The organism is Microbacterium sp. NPDC077391 (genome assembly GCF_040686955.1).
In the GTDB taxonomy this organism is placed as follows: domain Bacteria; phylum Actinomycetota; class Actinomycetes; order Actinomycetales; family Microbacteriaceae; genus Microbacterium; species Microbacterium commune.
The window spans coordinates 293,924-312,760 of sequence record NZ_JBFBMI010000002.1; the positions used below are offsets into that span (position 1 = coordinate 293,924).

General features: G+C 70.2%; 17 protein-coding genes and 4 tRNA genes. 10 read left to right on the forward strand and 11 right to left on the reverse strand.

Annotated elements, in window-relative coordinates:
• Window positions 1-2 precede the first annotated feature (2 nt).
• Entirely contained in the window at window positions 3-584 is a 582-nt protein-coding gene (locus AB0O65_RS06705) for an NAD(P)-binding protein (RefSeq protein ID WP_363383760.1), read from the forward strand.
• Window positions 585-595: 11 nt separating this feature from the next.
• Window positions 596-1,627 carry a GMC oxidoreductase gene (locus tag AB0O65_RS06710; RefSeq protein ID WP_363383762.1) on the forward strand — a complete coding sequence of 344 codons (1,032 nt, stop codon included), beginning with the start codon at window positions 596-598 and terminating at the stop codon, window positions 1,625-1,627.
• Between the two features lie 63 nt (window positions 1,628-1,690).
• Here AB0O65_RS06710 and AB0O65_RS06715 read toward each other — a convergent pair whose 3' ends face one another.
• From AB0O65_RS06715 to AB0O65_RS06730, 4 genes are all read right to left on the reverse strand, one after another.
• A complete protein-coding gene (locus tag AB0O65_RS06715) occupies window positions 1,691-3,850 on the reverse strand; it encodes a 3-hydroxyacyl-CoA dehydrogenase NAD-binding domain-containing protein (RefSeq protein WP_363384041.1) in 2,160 nt (719 codons plus the stop codon).
• A 5-nt stretch (window positions 3,851-3,855) separates the two neighbouring features.
• A complete protein-coding gene (locus tag AB0O65_RS06720; RefSeq protein ID WP_071640393.1) occupies window positions 3,856-5,061 on the reverse strand; it encodes a thiolase family protein in 1,206 nt (401 codons plus the stop codon).
• 74 nt (window positions 5,062-5,135) lie between these two features.
• Window positions 5,136-6,332 (reverse strand): HRDC domain-containing protein, encoded by a 1,197-nt coding sequence (locus tag AB0O65_RS06725; protein WP_363383765.1) that lies wholly within the window; start codon window positions 6,330-6,332, stop codon window positions 5,136-5,138.
• Window positions 6,325-6,906, reverse strand: coding sequence for a DUF3000 family protein (locus AB0O65_RS06730; RefSeq protein WP_071640389.1), 582 nt, complete (start codon window positions 6,904-6,906; stop codon window positions 6,325-6,327). Before AB0O65_RS06730 ends, AB0O65_RS06725 begins: the two co-directional genes overlap by 8 nt.
• A 25-nt stretch (window positions 6,907-6,931) precedes the next feature.
• Between AB0O65_RS06730 and AB0O65_RS06735 the strand changes: the two genes are divergently transcribed.
• Window positions 6,932-8,080, forward strand: a complete 1,149-nt coding sequence (locus AB0O65_RS06735; protein ID WP_363383767.1) for an alpha/beta fold hydrolase — start codon at window positions 6,932-6,934, stop codon at window positions 8,078-8,080.
• Between the two features lie 28 nt (window positions 8,081-8,108).
• Here AB0O65_RS06735 and AB0O65_RS06740 read toward each other — a convergent pair whose 3' ends face one another.
• Window positions 8,109-8,540 (reverse strand): SufE family protein, encoded by a 432-nt coding sequence (locus tag AB0O65_RS06740; RefSeq protein ID WP_071640384.1) that lies wholly within the window; start codon window positions 8,538-8,540, stop codon window positions 8,109-8,111.
• Window positions 8,541-8,577: 37 nt separating this feature from the next.
• Window positions 8,578-9,474 carry a sulfurtransferase gene (locus tag AB0O65_RS06745; RefSeq protein ID WP_071640382.1) on the reverse strand — a complete coding sequence of 299 codons (897 nt, stop codon included), beginning with the start codon at window positions 9,472-9,474 and terminating at the stop codon, window positions 8,578-8,580.
• A 126-nt stretch (window positions 9,475-9,600) separates the two neighbouring features.
• On the opposite strand from AB0O65_RS06745, the gene zapE reads away from it, so the two are divergent.
• The 3 genes from zapE to AB0O65_RS06760 all read left to right on the forward strand — a co-directional run bounded on the left by zapE (window position 9,601) and on the right by AB0O65_RS06760 (window position 12,586).
• On the forward strand, window positions 9,601-10,644 hold the full coding sequence (zapE, locus tag AB0O65_RS06750; RefSeq protein ID WP_191713398.1) for a cell division protein ZapE: 1,044 nt from the start codon (window positions 9,601-9,603) through the stop codon (window positions 10,642-10,644).
• 113 nt (window positions 10,645-10,757) lie between these two features.
• Window positions 10,758-12,017 carry an ammonium transporter gene (locus AB0O65_RS06755; RefSeq protein WP_071640378.1) on the forward strand — a complete coding sequence of 420 codons (1,260 nt, stop codon included), beginning with the start codon at window positions 10,758-10,760 and terminating at the stop codon, window positions 12,015-12,017.
• Window positions 12,014-12,586, forward strand: coding sequence for a type II toxin-antitoxin system PemK/MazF family toxin (locus AB0O65_RS06760; RefSeq protein WP_318247281.1), 573 nt, complete (start codon window positions 12,014-12,016; stop codon window positions 12,584-12,586). The genes AB0O65_RS06755 and AB0O65_RS06760 overlap by 4 nt, the downstream gene beginning before the upstream one ends.
• A gap of 121 nt (window positions 12,587-12,707) precedes the next feature.
• Here the strand turns inward: AB0O65_RS06760 and AB0O65_RS06765 are convergent, their stop codons facing one another.
• The 4 genes from AB0O65_RS06765 to AB0O65_RS06780 form a co-directional block, all read right to left on the reverse strand.
• Window positions 12,708-13,601, reverse strand: a complete 894-nt coding sequence (locus AB0O65_RS06765; protein ID WP_313478586.1) for a TIGR01777 family oxidoreductase — start codon at window positions 13,599-13,601, stop codon at window positions 12,708-12,710.
• A 49-nt stretch (window positions 13,602-13,650) separates the two neighbouring features.
• Window positions 13,651-14,871 carry a zinc-dependent alcohol dehydrogenase gene (locus AB0O65_RS06770; RefSeq protein WP_363383771.1) on the reverse strand — a complete coding sequence of 407 codons (1,221 nt, stop codon included), beginning with the start codon at window positions 14,869-14,871 and terminating at the stop codon, window positions 13,651-13,653.
• Entirely contained in the window at window positions 14,868-16,193 is a 1,326-nt protein-coding gene (locus AB0O65_RS06775; protein ID WP_363383773.1) for a cytochrome P450, read from the reverse strand. The genes AB0O65_RS06770 and AB0O65_RS06775 overlap by 4 nt, the downstream gene beginning before the upstream one ends.
• Before the next feature lie 171 nt (window positions 16,194-16,364).
• Window positions 16,365-16,440 (reverse strand) — tRNA-Val (locus AB0O65_RS06780).
• A gap of 204 nt (window positions 16,441-16,644) precedes the next feature.
• Between AB0O65_RS06780 and AB0O65_RS06785 the strand changes: the two genes are divergently transcribed.
• From AB0O65_RS06785 to AB0O65_RS06800, 4 genes are all read left to right on the forward strand, one after another.
• A tRNA-Gly gene (locus tag AB0O65_RS06785) sits at window positions 16,645-16,717 on the forward strand.
• Window positions 16,718-16,773: 56 nt separating this feature from the next.
• A tRNA-Cys gene (locus tag AB0O65_RS06790) sits at window positions 16,774-16,844 on the forward strand.
• A 25-nt stretch (window positions 16,845-16,869) separates the two neighbouring features.
• Window positions 16,870-16,941: transfer RNA gene (locus AB0O65_RS06795), tRNA-Val, on the forward strand.
• Window positions 16,942-17,004: 63 nt separating this feature from the next.
• A complete protein-coding gene (locus tag AB0O65_RS06800; protein ID WP_363383775.1) occupies window positions 17,005-17,352 on the forward strand; it encodes a hypothetical protein in 348 nt (115 codons plus the stop codon).
• A gap of 17 nt (window positions 17,353-17,369) precedes the next feature.
• On the opposite strand, the gene AB0O65_RS06805 is transcribed toward AB0O65_RS06800, so the two are convergent.
• Window positions 17,370-18,707: a deoxyribodipyrimidine photo-lyase gene (locus tag AB0O65_RS06805; protein ID WP_363383777.1), complete on the reverse strand. Its 1,338-nt coding sequence runs from the start codon at window positions 18,705-18,707 to the stop codon at window positions 17,370-17,372.
• Window positions 18,708-18,837 lie beyond the last annotated feature (130 nt).

An 18,837-nucleotide genomic window follows, 5' to 3' on the forward strand; every position in this document is an offset into this window, starting at 1 on the left:
ACATGCCGTACGACGAGGATGTCGTGATCGTGGGATCCGGCTTCGGGGGATCGGTCGCGGCGCTGCGCCTGTCCGAGAAGGGATACCGAGTGCGGGTGCTCGAGGCCGGGAGACGCTTCGACGACAGCGACTTCGCGAAGACGTCGTGGGATGTGCGTCGCTACCTGTGGGCACCGAGGCTCGGGTGCTTCGGCGTGCAGCGCATCCACCGCCTGCCGCATGTCATGATCCTCGCCGGCGCCGGGGTCGGCGGCGGATCGCTGAACTACGCGAACACGCTGTACGAGCCGCCGCCGGCCTTCTTCGCCGATCGGAACTGGCCCGCCGGCAGCGACTGGCAGAGCGAGCTCGCCCCGCACTACGCGACGGCGAAGCGCATGCTGGGCGTCGTCGACGAGTACCCGCACACCGGTCCGGTCGAGCGGATCATGGCGGGTGCCGCCGAAGATCTCGGCGGGGGAGAGACCTTCCGCCGGGCTCCGGTGGGGGTCTTCCTCGGCATGCCGGGGTGCGGGTGCCGGATCCGTTCTTCGGCGGGCAGGGACCGGATCGCACCGGATGCACGCTGTGCGGCAACTGCATGATCGGCTGCCGGGTGGGCGCGAAGAACACGCTGGCGAAGAACTACCTCGCCCTCGCCGAGCGGCGTGGCGCGCGGATCGAGGCGCTGCGCATCGTCGTCGAGGTGCGCGATGATCCGCGCGGCGGCTACCTCGTCACCACCGAGCGCTCGGGCGCCTGGCTGCGCCGCCGACGCCGGACCATCCGCTCCGAGCAGGTGGTGCTCGCGGCCGGCACCTGGGGTACCCAGCAGCTGCTGCACCGGATGCGAGCGTCGGCCGCGCTGCCCCGGATCTCGGATGCCGTCGGACGGCTCACCCGAACGAATTCGGAGGCGCTGGACGGGGCGGTGGCGACGCGGGTTCCGGATGCCGCGGGGTACGCCCACGGTGTGGCGATCACCACGTCGTTCCACGTCGACGAGCGCACGCACGTCGAGAACGTGCGCTACGGTCCCGGGTCCAACCTGATGGGCGCTCTCGCGACGGTCCTCGTCCCCGGAGGTCGCTCCCTGGCCAGGAGGATCAGTTCGCTGCTCGCGGCATTCGGCCGGCATCCGCTGCGTCAGCTGCGCCTGGCCAGCCTGCACCGCTGGAGCGAGCGCGGCATCATCGCGCTGGTCATGCAGACCGCGGACAACTCGCTCACCCTGTCGCTGCGCCGCCGTTTCGGACGCGACGTGCTCACGAGTCGGCAGGGACACGGCGCGCCGAATCCGTCGCACCTGCCGGAGGCCCATCGCGCCGTGGCTGCCATCGCCGGGCGCATGCAGCGCGAGACCGGCGTGCGAACCGAGCCGCGCGGCTCGTGGCCGGAGGTGTTCGGGATCCCTCTGACGGCGCACTTCCTCGGCGGTGCGGTGATCAGCGACTCGCCCGACCGTGGCGTGGTGGATGCCTGGAACCGGGTGTGGGGGCATCCGGGGCTGCACGTCGTCGACGGCTCGGCTGTGCCGGCGAACCCCGGCGTGAACCCGTCGCTCACGATCACCGCGCTCGCGGAGCGGGCCTTCGCGCACTGGCCGCGACGCGGTGAGGACGACCACCGACCCGCACCGGCGGGCTGAGCGGGCCACGCGGAACGGCGACAGGGGCCGCACCAGACGGTGCGACCCCTGCTCGCTCGAGCGTCAGCTCTGCGCGATCCCGCGGATCGGCGGGGTGTGGAACGTGCCGCCGAAGACCCGCTCCGACGCGCCTTCGCGGTCGAGGTAGGGCGAGGCGCCGCCGTCGATGAACGGCCAGCCCGCGCCGAGGATCAGGCAGAGGTCGATGTCCTCCACCTCGGGCACGACGCCCTCGTCCAGCATGAGGCGGATCTCCTGCGCCAGGCCGTCCTGCACGCGCTGCAGGATGGTGTCGGCGGATGCCGGAGAGCTGCCGACGTGACCCTTGAGCACCTTCTCGGCGCTCTTGGTCCAGCCGACGACCCGGCCGCCCTTGTCCTTCTCGACGACGGCATCCAGCTCGGCGAGAGCGTGGAAGTTCTCGTTGGCGTAGAAGCGATCGGGGAAGTGGCGCACCATGGTGTCCTGCACGTGTGCGGCGACCTTCCACCCGACGAGGTCGATCAGCTGGAACGGCCCCATCGGCAGACCGAGCGGACCGAAGGCCTTCTCGACGTCGGCGATCGGCGTGCCCTCGTAGACGGCGCGCGCTGCTTCGCCCATGACCTTCGCGAGCAGACGGTTCACGACGAATCCGGGTGCGTCCGCGGTGAGGACCGCGTTCTTGCCCAGACCCTTCGCGACGACGAACGCCGTCGACAGCGCGGCCTCCGCCGTGTGCGGCGTCTTCACGATCTCGATCAGCGGCATCACCGCAACCGGGTTGAAGAAGTGGAAGCCGACCAGGCGCTCGGGATGGGCGAGCTTCGAGCCGATCTCCTCGACGGACAGCGACGAGGTGTTCGTGGCGAGGATCGCATCGTCGGCGACGATCTTCTCGATCTCGCCGAACACCTGCTGCTTGACACCGACCTCCTCGAACACGGCCTCGATCACGAAGTCGCAGTCGGCGTACTGGCTCTTGTCGGTCGTGCCCGTGACGAGCGAGCGCAGCCTGTTGGCGGTGTCGCCGTCGAGGCGGCCCTTCTGCTCGAGCTTTCCGATCTCGTCGTGGATGTACGCCACGCCCTTGTCCACACGTGCCTGATCGAGGTCGGTGATCAGCACCGGCACCTGGAGCCTGCGCACGAAGAGCAGCGCGAACTGACTGGCCATCAGACCCGCACCGATGATGCCGACCTTGGTGACCTTCTTCGCCAGAGCCTTGTCGGGAGCGCCGACGGGGCGCTTCGCGCGCTTCTGCACGAGGTCGAAGGCGTACATCGACGCGGCGAACTGGTCGCCGGTGACGAGCTCGGCCAGCGCCTCGTCCTCTCGGGCGAAGCCCTCGGCCCTGGTGCCGCTCCTGGCCTTGTCGAGCAGGTCGAGCGCGACGTAGGGCGAGCGCGGAACGGTGCCGATCTTCGACTCGAGCATGCCGCGTGCCGTCTTGATCGCGATCGGCCACTTGACCGTGCGCTCGATCTTGCCGGGCTCGTTCCTGCGCTCGACCTTCTTTCCGCCGAGCACGTCATCCGCCCAGCTGAGCGAGCTCTCCAGGAAGGTGGATGCCGGGAAGATGGCATCCATCAGACCGAGCTCGAACGCCTGCTGCGGCTTGAGCATGCGGTTCTGCTTGAGCGGGTTGGAGATGACAACCTCGAGGGCCTTCTCGATGCCGATGAGGTTCGGCACGAGGTAGGCGCCGCCCCAGCCGGGGATGATGCCGAGGAAGACCTCGGGCAGCGCGAGCGCCGCAGCCGATGCATCGACCGTGCGGTAGGTGGAGTTCAGGGCGATCTCCATGCCGCCGCCGAGCGCGAGCCCGTTGACGAACGCGAACGACGGCACGCCGAGCTCCGACAGCGAGCCGAGCACCTTGTGCCCGAGCTGCGCGATCAGGCGCGCGTTGTCCTTCGAGCCGAGCCGGCTGATGTCGGAGAGGTCGGCTCCGGCGGCGAGGATGTACTGCTTGCCGGTGATGCCGATCGCCTGGATCTCGCCCGCCGCCGCACGGGCCTTCAGCGACTCGAGCGTCTCGCCCAGTTCGATCAGCGTGGCAGGGCCCAGCGTGTTCGGCCTGGTGTGGTCTCGACCGTTGTCGAGGGTGATGAGCGCGAGCACCCGGCCCGAGCCGAGGCGGATGTCTCGAACGGGGGAGTGCGTGACCACCTCTCCGTCGGCGAGAGCGGAGAGCGGTGTGAAGTCGATGCCGGCATACGGGGCGTTGGTCGTGTCCTTCATCGCCGTCACTTCCTCTTCTTGCCGTCGTAGAACGGGTTCTCCCAGACGACCGAGCCGCCCTGGCCCAGCCCCACGCACATGGCGGTCAGGCCGTAGCGCACGTCCGGTCGTTCGGCGAACTGCGCGGCGAGCTGGATCATCAGACGCACTCCGGATGCCGCGAGCGGGTGTCCCAGGGCGATCGCGCCGCCCCACTGGTTCACGCGCGGGTCGTCGTCGGCGATGCCGAAGTGATCGAGCAGGGAGATCACCTGGATCGCGAACGCCTCGTTCAGCTCGAACAGACCGATGTCGGAGATCTCGAGGCCGGCCTTCTTCAGGGCCTTCTCGGTCGAGGGGATCGGACCGATGCCCATGATCTCGGGCTGCACGCCGGCGAAGGCGAAGGAGACCATCCGCATCTTCGGGGTGAGCCCGAACTCCTTGACCGCGCCGCCGCCGGCCAGCAGCGACATGGTCGCACCGTCGGTCAGCGGCGAGGAGGTGCCGGCGGTGACGCGACCGTGTGGACGGAAGGGCGTCTTCAGCGCGGCGAGGTCCTCCATCGTGGTCTGCGGGCGACGGCCCTCGTCCTCGGTCGCGAGTCCCCAGGCGCCGTCGGCTCCCTTGATCGCCACCGACACGAGGTCGGGCTGGATCTTGCCCGCGTCGTACGCGGCCTGCACCTTGTGCTGGCTGAGCATGCCGAAGCGGTCGGAGCGCTCCTTGGTGAGGTGCGGGAAGCGGTCGAAGATGCGCTCGGCGGTGACCCCCATGTTCAGGGCGCCGGGGTCGACCATCTTCTCCGCGACGAAGCGCGGGTTCGGGTCGGCGTTGCCGCCGATGGGGTGGTGGCCCATGTGCTCGACGCCGCCGGCCAGGGCGACGTCGTACATGCCGACGCCGATCGACGCGGCCATCGTGGTGACGCTGGTCATCGCGCCGGCGCACATGCGCTCGACGGCGAGGCCGGGGACGGTCTGCGGAAGGCCGGCGAGGATGGCGACAGACCGGCCGAGGGTGAGACCCTGGTCGCCGGTCTGCGAGGTCGCGGCGATGGCGACGTCGTCGATGCGGTCGGCCGGCACGGCGGCGTTGCGCTCCATCAGGCCGATGGTCGCCTTGACGGCGAGGTCATCCGCGCGGGTGTTCCAGTACATGCCCTTTTCGCCGGCGCGCCCGAACGGGGTGCGCACTCCATCGACGAAGTAGACGTCCGAGATCTCGGCCACTCTGCCTCCATAGGTTGGGGTTCGCGTCCAGCCTAGGAGCGGGGTATGGCCGCTCTGAATCGGTTGGATCGAACCTACGAAGCGTTCGGGAGCCCCTCGACGGCCGTTTGCGGCCCCTCTACAAACGCATCGACGATCTTCTGTGCGGTATGCGCAACCTGCCAGGGGCGAGCGCCGAGCTCGAGCAGCGCGGCGGCGACGGACTCGGCGGTCAGATCGGCCGGCGGCTGCCAGGCGACACGACGCAGGTGCTCGGGGGTCAGCAGGTTCTCGGTCGGCATGTGCAGATCGTCGGCGAGCGCCTCGATCACGGGGCGGGCGGCCTTCAGCCGCAGGTCGGCGTCCGGGTTGCGATCGGCCCACGCTCGGGGCGGCGGGAGAGCATCGCTCGGCACGCGCTCGCGGGGCAGGTCCTCGGTGGTGCGACCGCGCTCGATCGCGGCCCACCAGCGATCGATCTGCGTCCGACTCGCACGCCCGTTGAACGTCTTGAGTCCGGCGAGCTCCTGCTTCGACCGCGGCGCGGCCAGCAGTGCGGCGAGCAGCGCGCGGTCGGGCACGAGGCGGCCGGGCGAGACATCGATCTGCTCGGCGTACTGCTCGCGCGCCGTCCACAGCTCCCGGGCCACAGCCAGCTGGCGGGCACCGCGTACCTTGTGCAGCCCGCTCAGCCGACGCCACGGCTCCTCGCGGGGCGGCTTCGGCAGACGGTGCAGCGTCGCGTCGAACTCCTCGGCGGCGATCTCGGTCTTTCCCGCGGCCTCGAGCTCGTCGACGAGCGCATCGCGCACATCGACGAGATGCAGGACATCCAGCGCTGCGTACTCCAGCCACGGGCCCGGCAGCGGCCTGGTCGACCAGTCGGCGGCCGAATGCGCCTTGGCCAGGGTGATGCCCAGGGCGTGCTCGACGACCGCGGCGAGTCCGAAGCCGTCGCTGCCGAGAAGCCGGGAGGCGAGCTCGGTGTCGAAGATGCGCGCCGGCTCGAGGTCGAGCTCACGCAGCGAGGGCAGATCCTGGCTGGCGGCGTGGAACACCCATTCGGCGTCGCCGATGGCATCCTGAAGCGGGTGGAAGTCGCCGATCGCGGGCGGGTCGAACAGGAACACACCCGCCCCGCGGCGGAACACCTGCACCAGGTACGCGCGCTGGGAGTAGCGGAATCCGGATGCTCGCTCCACATCGACGGCCACCGGACCTGACCCCTCGGCGAGCGTCTCGGCTGCCCGCTCGAACTCCGCGCGGTCGTCGATCACGGAGTACTCAGCCACGTGCACCCTTTCTCGCGCCGAACACGGCGACGTCCTCTGATCCCGGCGGGAGCCCTGCGAGCATCCCGACCAGCTCCGCCCATGCTTCCACATGCGGGCCCAGCGGAGCATCCGGAGTCCACGACGCGCGCAGCTCGATCTGCGCCCCGTCGCCCTCCGCCGCCAGCGCGCCGAAGCCCTTGGAGAGCATCTTCGTCGACGTGCCGGACGCCGAGTGATAGCCCGCGTCGCGCGAGTCGAGGGCGTCCACCAGCCACGACCAGGCGACGTCCGCCAGCAGCGGGTCGGTGCCGATCTCGGGCTCGAGCGGGGCCTGCGCGAACGCGACGATGCGCCACGCGCCGCCCCAGGCGTCCGGTTCGTCCGGATCGTGCAGCAGCACGAACCGCCCGGTGCCGTACACCGAGTCGCCGTGATCATCGGGTCGCACGTCGGCGGCGAGGGCCAGGGCGAAGGGCGCGAGCCCGGCGGGTGACGGGATCTCCCGCACGACGATGTCGCTGCGGAACGCCGTCTCACGAAGCTCTGCCGCCGCTGCGTCGAACAGCGCTGCGGCATCCGGGTGTGCGCTCACGTGGACAGGCTAGAGTCGGGAGGCGATGAAGAGTCTCAGGCACGCCGTAGCCTTCGCCGTCCCCGCTGCCATCGCGGTGGGAGCCGCGGCAGGAGCGGCCGCCGTCCTCGCGACGGCACGCCGGGTGGTGATGCCCTCCGTGCGTCGGAACGACACCCAGATCCTCGCTGTCGACACCGGCGCCCAGACGATCGAGCTCTCGCGCACGCCCGACACCGAGCTGCCAGGGCGGTACGGGCTGTTCACCACGGGCACCTACGGATACGTCAAGCTCGGAGCCGTGCTCAGCGCCGACGCCACGAGCGTGCGCCGCAAGCTGCTCACCCAGATCGAGCCGGGCGCGAGAGTCGATCGCGACGCGGCGTTCAGCGGCTGGTACCACCAGTCGCCGAGCGAGCTGCACCTGCCCTGGGAGAGCGTGCTGATCGGCTCGCCGGCAGGCCCCTGCCCGGCCTGGCTGTTCCTGGCCGACTCGTCGACGTGGGTGATCCAGGTGCACGGTCGCGGCACCCTCCGCTCCGAGTGCCTGCGCGCGGTCCCCGTCATGCACGCGCTGGGCCTGCCGACCCTGGTCGTGTCGTACCGCAACGACGGCGAGGCGCCGCGCACGCGGGGCGGCTCCTACGCACTGGGCGCCTCCGAGTGGCGCGACGTCGACGCCGCGATCGGATACGCGCTGCGGCAGGGCGCGCAGCGCGTCGTGCTGATGGGCTGGTCGATGGGCGGGGCGATCGCGCTGCAGACCGCCGTCTCATCCGAGCAGCGGGATGCCATCGCCGGCGTCATCCTCGACTCGCCGGTGGTCGACTGGCGCACGGTGCTGCGCTTCCAGGCGCGCGAGTCGGGACTGCGCGAGCCGCTGCCCGGTCTCGCCATGGGAGCGCTCGGGAACAGGTTCCTGGCCAGGCTCAGCGGCGCCGAGGAGGCGATCCCGTTCGACAGGCTCGACATGGTCGCCAGGGCGTCGGAGCTCGACGCCCCGATCCTGATCCTGCACAGCGACGACGACGGATTCGTCCCCGCTGACGCGTCGCACGCCCTGGCCGATGCCCGACCGGATCTCGTCACGATGCCCGAGTTCCACGTCGCGCGGCACACCAAGCTCTGGAACTACGACGAGAGCGCCTGGTCGTCGGCCATCACCGGCTGGTTGACCGCGCAGGGTCTGGCCTGACGCCGGGAGCGGCGCCGACCGTCGTCGTTCAGCGCTTGGCCTCGACCTGGCGCTTCGCGCGCATCAGCATCCCGGTCATGCCGCCGATCCGCAGCGGCGAGACGAGCCGCGTCAGGCCGATGCTCTGCGGGTAGTCGTTCGGCACGGCGAGGACCTCGTCGGCCGTGAGACCCGTCAGCCCCTGGGCCAGAATGCTCGCGAAGCCGCGTGTCGTCGGGGCCTCCGGCGGCGCCGTCGCATGCATGGTGACGACGCCGTCGGAGACCTCGATGTAGATGTACACGGGGGACTGGCATTCGGCGACCCGCTCGGCCATCTCGGGGTGAGCCGCGATCTCATCGGAGACGGGAGGGAGCTCGTTCGCGAACTCGAGCAGCAGCTCGAGTCGATCCGCTTCGGGCAGCTCGAGGAACTCGTCGCGGAACTCGGCGAGGGTGGCGGGGACGTGCGTGTCAGTCATCCCTGCCATCATCCCACCTCGCCGCGGGCCGGGCCTGTCAGAGCGAGCCGGGCTCGCTGCCGCTGACGATCGGCACGCGCACCGCGCTGCCCCATTCGGTCCACGAGCCGTCGTAGTTGCGCACCTTCTCGATCCCGAGCAGGTGCTTCAGGACGAACCAGGTGTGGCTGGAGCGCTCACCGATGCGGCAGTAGGCGATGACATCGTCGGAGTCGTCGATGCCGGCCTCGTCGAGGTAGATCGCCTCGAGCTCGGAGCGCGAGCGGAAGCCGCCGTCCTCCGCGACCGCCCTGCCCCACGGCACGCTCTGCGCGGTGGGGATGTGGCCGGCCCGGAGGCTGCCCTCTTCGGGGTACGCGGGCGCGGTGGTCCGCTCGCCGTTGTACTCCTCAGGGGAGCGCACGTCGATCAGCGGCCCGGTGCCGATGAACGCCAGCACGTCGTCCTTGTACGCACGCAGCTGCGAATCGTCGCGCTCGACGACCGGGTACTCGGTGCGCGCTCGCACGGTCTTGTCGGTGGTGATCTCGCGTCCCTCCGCGATCCACCGGTCACGACCGCCGTCGAGCAGGCGCACGTCCTGGTGTCCGAACAGCGAGAACACCCACAGTGCGTAGGCCGCCCACCAGTTGTTCTTGTCGCCGTAGATGACCACGGTGTCGTCACGGGCGATGCCCTTGCGGCTCAGCAGCTCGGCGAAGCCCTCGCCGTCGACGTAGTCGCGCACGACGGGGTCGTTGAGCTCGGTGTGCCAGTCGATCTTCACCGCGCCCGGGATGTGCCCGGTCTCGTAGAGCAGCACGTCCTCGTCGGATTCCACGACCACGAGGCCGGGGGCGCCCAGGTGGGCGGCGAGCCACTCGGTCGACACGAGGCGGCCGGGCTCGGCGTACTCGGCGAACTTGGGGGATGACGTGTCGTGATCGACGGCCACAGTGGCTCCTCTGGGTCGGGCTCGGGTGGGCATGCGACGGCGTAAAGTTGAGCCGTCCCCCTACGACGATAGATCCCCCGGCGCGCACCCGCATCCGGATCGTAAGACTATGACCTCAGGAAAGTGATGACCCAGCAGATCAGCACGGGCGTCGTGCACCTCACCGAGCGCACGCCTGTCGTGACCGGTACCGAGATGCTGGCAAGCCTCGTCCCCCCTCCGCAGTTCGACGCGGCGACCTTCGACAGCTACCGCTCCGATGACCGCTACCCCTCGCAGGAGGCGACCAAGCAGCTGCTGCAGCGCTTCGTCGGCGAGGGAGCGGCGCCGGCGAAGAAGGCGGGCCTGTTCCGCCGGGCGCCGAAGGAGACGCCGATGAAGCCCGGCGTCTACCTCGACGGCGGGTTCGGCGTCGGCAAGACCCACCTGCTGGCGTCCGTCTACCACGCGCTTCACGCACGCCGGAAGTACTTCGGCTCGTTCATCGAGTACACCGCACTGGTCGGTGCGCTCGGCTACAAGAACACGGTCGACCTGCTGCGCGGAGCAGACCTGCTGTGCATCGACGAGTTCGAGCTCGACGACCCGGGCGACACCATGGTGATGACGCGGCTGCTGGGTGAACTCGTGGCGTCGGGAACGAAACTGGCCGCCACCTCCAACACCCCACCCAACGCGCTGGGCGAAGGACGTTTCGCGGCACAGGACTTCCTGCGCGAGATCCACGCGATGTCCGAGAGCTTCGAGACGCTGCGCATCGACGGCGTCGACTACCGGCAGCGCGCGCTCGACGGCAGCGCGCTCGTGGCGGATGACGCGCGCTACGCCCGGGCCGTCGAGAGCGCGTCGGCGTCCGGCGCTGCCTCCGACGACGAGTTCGCGGCGCTCATCCAGCACCTGGCACAGGTGCATCCGTCGCGCTACATCCGCCTGATCGACGGCCTGTCACTGGTGGGCCTGCGCGAGGTGCGCACACTGACCGATCAGTCCGAGGCGCTGCGCTTCGTGGCGTTCGTCGACCGGGTGTACGACGCGCAGCTGCCGATCGTCGCGACCGGGGTGTCGCTCGATCAGGTCTTCGCCGACGAGATGCTCGCGGGCGGGTACCGCAAGAAGTACCTGCGGGCGATCTCGCGTCTGAACGCGCTGACGCATTCGGCGGCCGAGTAACACGATCGTCACACCGGCCGCCGGGCTGTAACACGCCCGCAACACGGCGCGTCGTCGCTCGAAACATCGCGCGCACAGACTGACCTCATTCGTTCTACGGAGGAGGTTTCGACATGGATGCCACAGGCAACGTCTCGTGGGTGATCACCGCGACCGCGCTCGTGCTGCTGATGACGCCGGGGGTGGCGTTCTTCTACGGCGGTCTGGTGCGGGCGAAGAGCGTCGTGAGCATGATGATGATGAGCTTCGGCGCGATCGGTCTGATCGCGGTGCTCTGGGTGCTCTACGGGTACTCGATGAGCAGTGTGTCGTCGCCCGCGCACTTCGCCGGGGATCCGTTCGCGGACCTCGGTCTGGCGGCGGCGGCCTCGGCACCGGATGCCAACGTGGCCCTGCTCGGCGTCGCCTACGGCGCGACGTTCGCGATCATCACCGTCGCGCTGATCTCCGGGGCGATCGCCGATCGTGCCCGGTTCGGACCGTGGCTGATCTTCGTGGGCGTCTTCGGCACGATCGGGTACTTCCCGATCGCGGCGTGGGTGTGGGGCGGCGGGTGGATCATGCACCTGGGCGCGACCCTGTTCGGGGAGGACAGCGGCGTGGCCGTGATCGACTACGCCGGCGGAACGGCGGTGCACATCAACGCCGGCGCGGCCGCCCTCGCCCTCGCCCTCGTGCTCGGCAAGCGCATCGGCTTCGGGCGCGAGCTGAACAAGCCGCACAACGTGCCGCTCACGCTGCTCGGCGCCGCGCTGCTGTGGTTCGGCTGGTTCGGCTTCAACGCCGGCGCGGAATGGCTGTCGGAGGACATGGGCGGCGTGGGCCTGATCGCGATCAACACGCTCGGGGCCGCGGCCGCCGGCATCCTCGGCTGGGTGCTGGTCGAGAAGCTGCGGGTCGGCAAGCCGACGTCGGTCGGGGCTGTCTCCGGCCTGGTCGCCGGACTCGTCGCGATCACTCCCGCGTGCGCCGACCTGACGCCGGGGTGGGCGCTGCTGCTGGGTGCCCTCTCCGGGGTCGCGTGCGCGCTGGCAGTGGATCTGAAGTTCCGGCTCGGCTTCGACGACTCGCTCGACGTCGTCGGACTGCACCTCGTGGGCGGGCTGCTGGGCACGGTGTACCTGGGGTTCTTCGCCACCGGCCAGGGCCTGTTCACCGGCGGCGACCTGCGGCTGCTCGCTGTGCAGGTGATCGCGGCCGGGGGAGTGATGGTGTACTCGTTCGTCGTGGCCTACGCGATCGGCTTCGCGATCGAGAAGACGATCGGCTTCCGCGTCACCGGGGAGGACGAGCTCGCCGGTGTCGACCTCGCCGTCCACGGCGAGGAGGGCTACGCGCTGGAGCCGGCGCCCGCCGCTAGTGTGGGCGGGTGAGCTCGAGCAGCAGGTTCCTCTCGGTCATCGGCGACATCCTCGGCAGGGCGCTGTCAGGGCGAGGCGGGGGCGGGCAGCAGTCCCGCCCCCGCTCTCGCGCGCGGCTTCGCGTCGAGGGTGAGGGCGGGCAGCGAGACGTCGACGCGGGACGGATGCCCGGATCCGAGACGGTCCGGCTGGATCCGGCCCGCGTCGGCGCTGTCAGCGTCGGCTATTCGCCCTCGCGCAACGGGATGCCGGACTCCGGGGAGGTCATCTGGACCTGGGTGCCGTACGAGGAGAACGACGGACGCGGCAAGGACCGCCCGGTGCTCGTGATCGGCAGGCAGAGCGCCGACCGGGTGTACGCCGTGCGGATGACGAGCACACGCCATGATCGCGACCGCGACTTCATCCTGATCGGCTCGGGCAGCTGGGATTCGCGGGGGCGCGAATCCTGGGTCGACATCGAGCAGCTGTACAGCGTGCACCACGACGGCATGCGTCGGGAGGCATCCGTGCTGGACTCCGGTCGATACGGACGCGTCGCACAGGCGCTCATCAGCCGCTACGGGTGGGCGCGCCTCTGAGGTCAGGCGCACCTCTGAGGTCGGAAGCACCCTGACGCCCGCACCGGACGACCGGCGTCGCTCAACCCTGGACGGCGGGGCTCAGCCCAGCACGGCGGGGCTCAGCCCAGCACGGCGGGGCTCAGCCCAGCACGGCGGCGAGCGCCGCCGGGGCGGTCGGGTGCCGGAACTCGAAGCCGCTGCCGGTGAGCGCGTCGGGCACGGCGTCGGCATCCGCCAGCAGCAGGGAATCGGCTGCTGCACGACCGAGACCCAGGCGCAGCGCCCACGCCGGCGCGGGGATGAGGTACGGGCGATGCATCAGGGAGGCCAGCGTGCGTCCGATCCCGCCTGCGGTCGCCCGGTGCGGTCCGGTGAGGTTCACCGGACCGTGCAGGTCGGAGTCGATGACGTGCCGGATCGCGCGGACCTCGTCCTCCAGCGAGATCCAGGGCCACACCTGGCGCCCCGACCCGAGCGGGCCGCCGAGTCCCACCCGGGTGAGGGCGATCATCGGCTTCAGCACGGCATCCGGATGCAGGATCGGCGCGGTGCGCAGCAGCGCGACCCTGGTGGCGTCGGCGGCTCGCATCGCCTCCCGCTCCCACTCCACGCAGATCTCGGCGAGGAAGGTCTCGCCGGGTGCGCCTGCCTCGTCGAGCCGGGCGCCGGGCTGGTTGCCGTAGTAGCCGACGGCGGATGCCGACAGCAGGGCGGGAGCCGCGGTCCCCAGCGCGAGCAGCGCATCAGCCAGCACCGCGGTGGGCTCCAGCCGCGACCGGCGGAGGGTGTCCCGGTAGCTCGCCCCCCACGGCAGCCTGCCGATGCTCGCGCCGTTGAGATTGACGACCGCGGCCGCGCCGGCCAGCACGTCGGGGTCGAGCGGACTGCCGGTGAGCCACTCGACCTCGTCGGCGCCGCGGGCGGGACGACGAACGAGATGCACCACGCGGGTGCCGTCCGCGCGGAGTGATCGCGTGAGCGCGCCGCCGATCAGGCCGCTCGCTCCGGAGATGACGATGCGTGAGTCGTTCATGTGCGCCACCGTTCGGGATGCGGCAGGGATCGTGTGCCGGTGAAGCCGATCATAGGTCGCCCTGAGCGTCGGAGGCGTGTGCAGCGGGAGCCGAACCAGGACTCAGCACGACCTTGATGCAGCCGTCCTCCTTGCGCTGGAAGGTGCGGTACAGGTCGGGCGCATCATCGAGCGGCGCACGATGCGTGACGAGATCCATCACTCCCAGCGGATCGGCGTCGTCCTCCACCAGAGGAAGAAGGTCGTCGGTCCAGCGCTTCACGTTGCACTGGCCCATCCGCAGGGTGATCTGTTTGTCGAACATCGTCTTCATCGGCAGGATGTCGGCGTCGCCCGCGTACACGCCGCTCAGCGAGACCGTGCCGCCGCGGCGGACGAGGTCGATCGCGGCGTGCAGCGCGGCGAGACGGTCGACGCCGGCGTGCTCGAGCATCGGGCGCGCCAGTGGGTCGGGCAGCAGCCCGACCCACTGCTGCACCACGGAGATCGCCGGATTGCCGTGGGCTTCGAGTCCGACCGCATCGATCACCGAGTCCGGGCCGCGGCCCGCCGTGACATCACGCAGATGCGGGATCGCGTCGTCGTCGAGGTCGAAGACCTCGATGTCATGACGGGCGGCCATGGCGCGACGTTCGGGAACCGGGTCGACGGCCAGCACGCGGTGTCCGCGTGAGCGCGCGATGCGGGCGGCGAACTGCCCGACCGGGCCCAGACCCAGCACGGCGACGGTGCCGTCGACGGGGATGTGGGCGTAGTCGACGCCCTGCCACGCGGTGGGCAGGATGTCGCTGAGGAACAGGTAGCGATCGTCCGGCAGCTCACCGCCGACCTTCACGTGGTTGTAGTCGGCCAGGGGCACCCGCAGATACTCGGCCTGGCCGCCGGGGACCTGCCCGTACAGTTTGGTGTACCCGAACAGCGCGGCGCCGCTGCCGTACTCGCGCACCTGCGTGGTCTCGCACTGCGACTGCAGCCCCCGCCGGCAGAACCAGCACGTGCCGCATGAGATGTTGAACGGGATCACGACGCGGTCGCCTGGCACGAGGGTGCGGATCTCCGAGCCGACCTCGACGACCTCGCCCATTGTCTCGTGACCGAGGATGTCGCCTCGGTCGAGGAAGGGTCCGAGCAGCTCGTACAGGTGCAGATCCGAGCCGCAGATGGCGGTGGAGGTGACGCGGATGATCGCGTCGGTCGGCTCGAGGATGCTCGGGTCGGGCACCTGCTCGACGCGGACGTCGCGCTTGCCGTGCCAGGTCAGTGCCTTCATGAGGTGCTCCTCTGCTCGTCGCTCTCGCGGTCATCGGTGGGGTCGGCTTGCTGCGCTGCTGCCGCATGCACGCATCCGCCTGAGGCGGGCATGGTGGGCAGTCGTCGTCGATCGACGTCGAGGCCTTCGGGTGAGATGCGCACCCGCGGGTCGCTGAGCACGGCGATCGCGGCTGACAGGCCGGCGATCGCGAGCTTCTCGCCCGGGCAGCGGTGACCGGTGTCGACGTCGGCCCCGCCGTGCGGGATGAACGCGGGGATCGCCTCGTAGTCGGGTCGGTGGATGAAGCGCTCCGGTCGGAATTCATGCGCGTCGTCCCACGACGCGTCATCGAGGTCGGTGCCCAGGATGTCGATGACGACCCGTCCGCCGGCCGGGACGCGCTGGCCGTCGAAGTCGATGTCGGTGATCGCGCGACCGGGCAGCATCGGCACGAACGGGGAGGTCCGACGGATCTCCTGCGCGAAGGCCACGGCGAGCTGCCCACCCACGAGCTGTCCGCTGCGGGCGGTCTCGGCGTGGATGCGCAGGCGCCAGTCGGGGTTCTCGAGCAGCTGCTTGGCCGCGTACGCGACGAAGCGGGCGACCGCGATGAGCGGACGGATGCTGTTCTGCAGCTCGACGCCGGCCAGGCGCTCCGGCAGCAGCCCTCCGTCGGGCCTCCGATGCCAGGCCCACTCGTACAGTGCCGTGCCCTGCGGTGGCACGAGTCTGCCGGCGCGCACATCGTGGATCAGTCGTGCGGCGCGCCGATCGGACCAGACGCGGTTGAACAGGGCCGCGGCGAAGTCCGGGGAGAGCGGCCGGCCGAAGCCGTCGACGATCTGCGCGAGCCGCGCCGCCCACCCCGTGCGCGCGTCGTCGGAGCCGGGGAGGCCGGCCCACTGCATCCCGGCGCGCCCGAACGCACCGACCGCGGCGTCGTACGCGGTGCGGTCTCCGCCGGCGAGCCAGTCGTCGAGCTCGCGCTGCCATTCGCGCTCGAGGTCCGGCTGCAGACGCCGCACCTGCTCGTCCTCGTATGCGACGTCGACGAACGTCGCCTTGCGGTGGCGGTGCTCGGCCCCGTCGAGGCTGTGCACCGATCCGTGGCCGAACAGCGTCTCCTGCACGAACCGCGGCATGGCGCCGTGGCGGGCGACGCGGGTCTCGTCGTAGAACAGCCCGACGCCCTCCGCGCCTCGCACGAACACGGCTCGATGGCCGAGCAGTCGCATCGGCGCACCGCGTGCGCCATCGCGCACGCGGGACCAGATGCGGGCGCCGAGGTCGTAGCCGTGCACGAGAAGAAGAGGGGCGTCGTCTGCGATCCGGTGAGGCATGCCTCCAGCCTGATCACCGAACGCGAATGTGTGAACGGGGGCGCGATTCGCGACCGTCTGTGCTACAGGTCAGGCTGCTCGGAGGCCCTGCGTGCAGGAGACGAGGCTCGTGGGCAGAGACGAAGCCTGCACACGACGAAGCCCCGACAGATCACTGTCGGGGCTTCTGGATGGTGGGCGATGCCGGACTCGAACCGACGACCTCTTCCGTGTGAAGGAAGCGCGCTACCAACTGCGCCAATCGCCCATGTGGAGTTGTGTCGTGCACGGTGGCACAGTCAGCAAGCATACCCGATCCGCACCCGCCTCCTGACACCGCGCGACGGGCCGGGCGTGGCGGCGCGAGCCGCATCAGAAGACACGCCCGGCGGCGTGGAGCGGTTTGGCGATGCGCCGATCCTGGGCTAATGTATTTCAAGTGCCCGGGACGCCGGGAACGACAACAGAATATGCGGATGTAGCGCAGTTGGTAGCGCATCACCTTGCCAAGGTGAGGGTCGCGAGTTCGAGTCTCGTCATCCGCTCGAGTGCAGGAGCCCCCTTCAGGGGGTTTCGGCATGTGGGTTCGAATCCACTTCGCGGTGGCGTGGCCGAGAGGCTAGGCACCGGCCTGCAAAGCCGTTTACACGGGTTCGAATCCCGTCGCCACCTCTCTGACAACTGAACAGCCTTCTAGGCGCGATTGGCGCAGCGGTAGCGCGCTTCCCTGACACGGAAGAGGTCACTGGTTCGATCCCAGTATCGCGCACAGACAGAAACCCCCGGACGAGTCCGGGGGTTTTCTCGTTCCCGGGGCGTCGGCGGGTCGCGCGTGTTGCCGCTCGATCCGCCGAGCGCAACCCCCTCTTCCATGTCGCACAACGTGATTACGTTCGCTGGCATGACCACAGGGCAGATGCAGCAGGCGATCATTCTGATCGATGACGACGACAGCATCCCGCTGGAACGCGACCAGGACATCGGCGATCTGAAGACGCGCATCGAAGAGGCCGCGGCTCAGAGCCGGTTCGTGGACTTCCGCACCGCCGAGGGGGCGGAGGTGTCGGTTCTGCTCTCGCCGCACAGCCGGGTCCGGATCGCTGTGCTGCCGCCGCGTCTCGAGGCGCTCGACATCGAGCAGCCCAGCGGATTGGACGACCTCCCGGCCGACCTCCTGTAGCCGTCGATCCACGCCGATCAGCGCGCCCGCCGCATCTGCTCGTACGCGGCGAGCGCCGCCTTGCGCGTCTCGCCGAGATCGACGATGGGCTCGGTCGGCGCATCGCGGGCCCACTCGCGGACGTAGTGGCCGTCGCGATCGAACTTCTTCGCCTGCAGCTCGGGGTTGAAGACCCGGAAGTACGGAGCGGCGTCCGCGCCGGAACCGGCGACCCACTGCCAGTTGAACGGGTTGGCGGCGTCGTCGGCGTCGACCAGCGTGTCCCAGAACCATTCCTCCCCCCGACGCCAGTCGACGAGCAGGTTCTTGATCAGGAACGACGCCGTCACCATCCGGACGCGGTTGTGCATGAAGCCGGTGTGCCAGAGCTCGCGCATCCCGGCATCCACCAGGGGGATGCCCGTCTCGCCGCGCTGCCAGGCTGCCAGGTGCGTCGGCTGGAGGCGCGGCCACGGGAACGCGTCGAACTCGGGGCGCAGGTTGCGGGTCGCGAGCTGCGGGAAGTGGAACAGCGTGTGCCAGGCGAACTCCCGCCAGCCGATCTCGGAGAGGAAGCGTCCGGCGCCCTCATGCTCGGTCGCCGCGTGCCACACGGTGAACGGGCTCAGCTCACCCCACCGCAGGCGCGGCGACAGCAGCGACGTGTTTCCCGCCGCCGGCTCGTCGCGGGTGGTGTCGTAGCCCCGCAGATCCTCGCGGAGGAACGAGCGCAGCCGTGCACGCGCGGCGGGCTCGCCCGGCTCCCACGTCTCGCGCAAGCCCGCCGCCCAGTCCGGCCGGCTCGGCAGCAGCGACCATCCGTCGAGCTCGTCGAACGCCGGCACGCGAGTCGGACCGCGCAGTTCGCGCGGCTCCGGCAGGGGAGCGCGCGGCGCCGGAAGGGCCAGGCACGCGCGCCAGAACGGCGTGAACACCGAGAAGTGCGTGCCGCCTCCGGTGCGCACGGTCCACGGCTCGAACAGAAGGGATGCCGCGAACGAGCGCACCTCGACGCCTCCCTCGCGCAGGCTCGTCTTGATCTGCGTGTCGACGTCGCGCTGCGGACCGCCGTATCGGCGGTTCCAGAACACCGCACCCGCGCCGGTCTGCGCGACCAGCTCGGCGATCGCCGAGGCCGCGACGCCGCGGCGCAGCACGAACGCCCCGCCGCGCTCGATGACCCGATCCCGCAGCGACACGAGCGAGTGATGCAGCCACCAGCGGGCGGCGCCGCCGAGGCTGCGGAACTCGGGCGACTCCTCGTCGAGGACGTACACGGCGATCACCGGCTCACCGCGCTCGACCGCTGCCCGAAGCGCGGGGTTGTCCGCGAGGCGGAGGTCGTCGCGGAACCACACGATCGAGGGGGACGTCATGCGCTCAGCATTCCAGACGATGCGGCCGGATGGTGCGCGTCGCACGCTTCGACTCGCGCCGTCAACCCCCTACGGTCACGGCAACGCGCCCCCGTACCGTCGGGATATCGGAGCTCGACTGAGCTCCAGA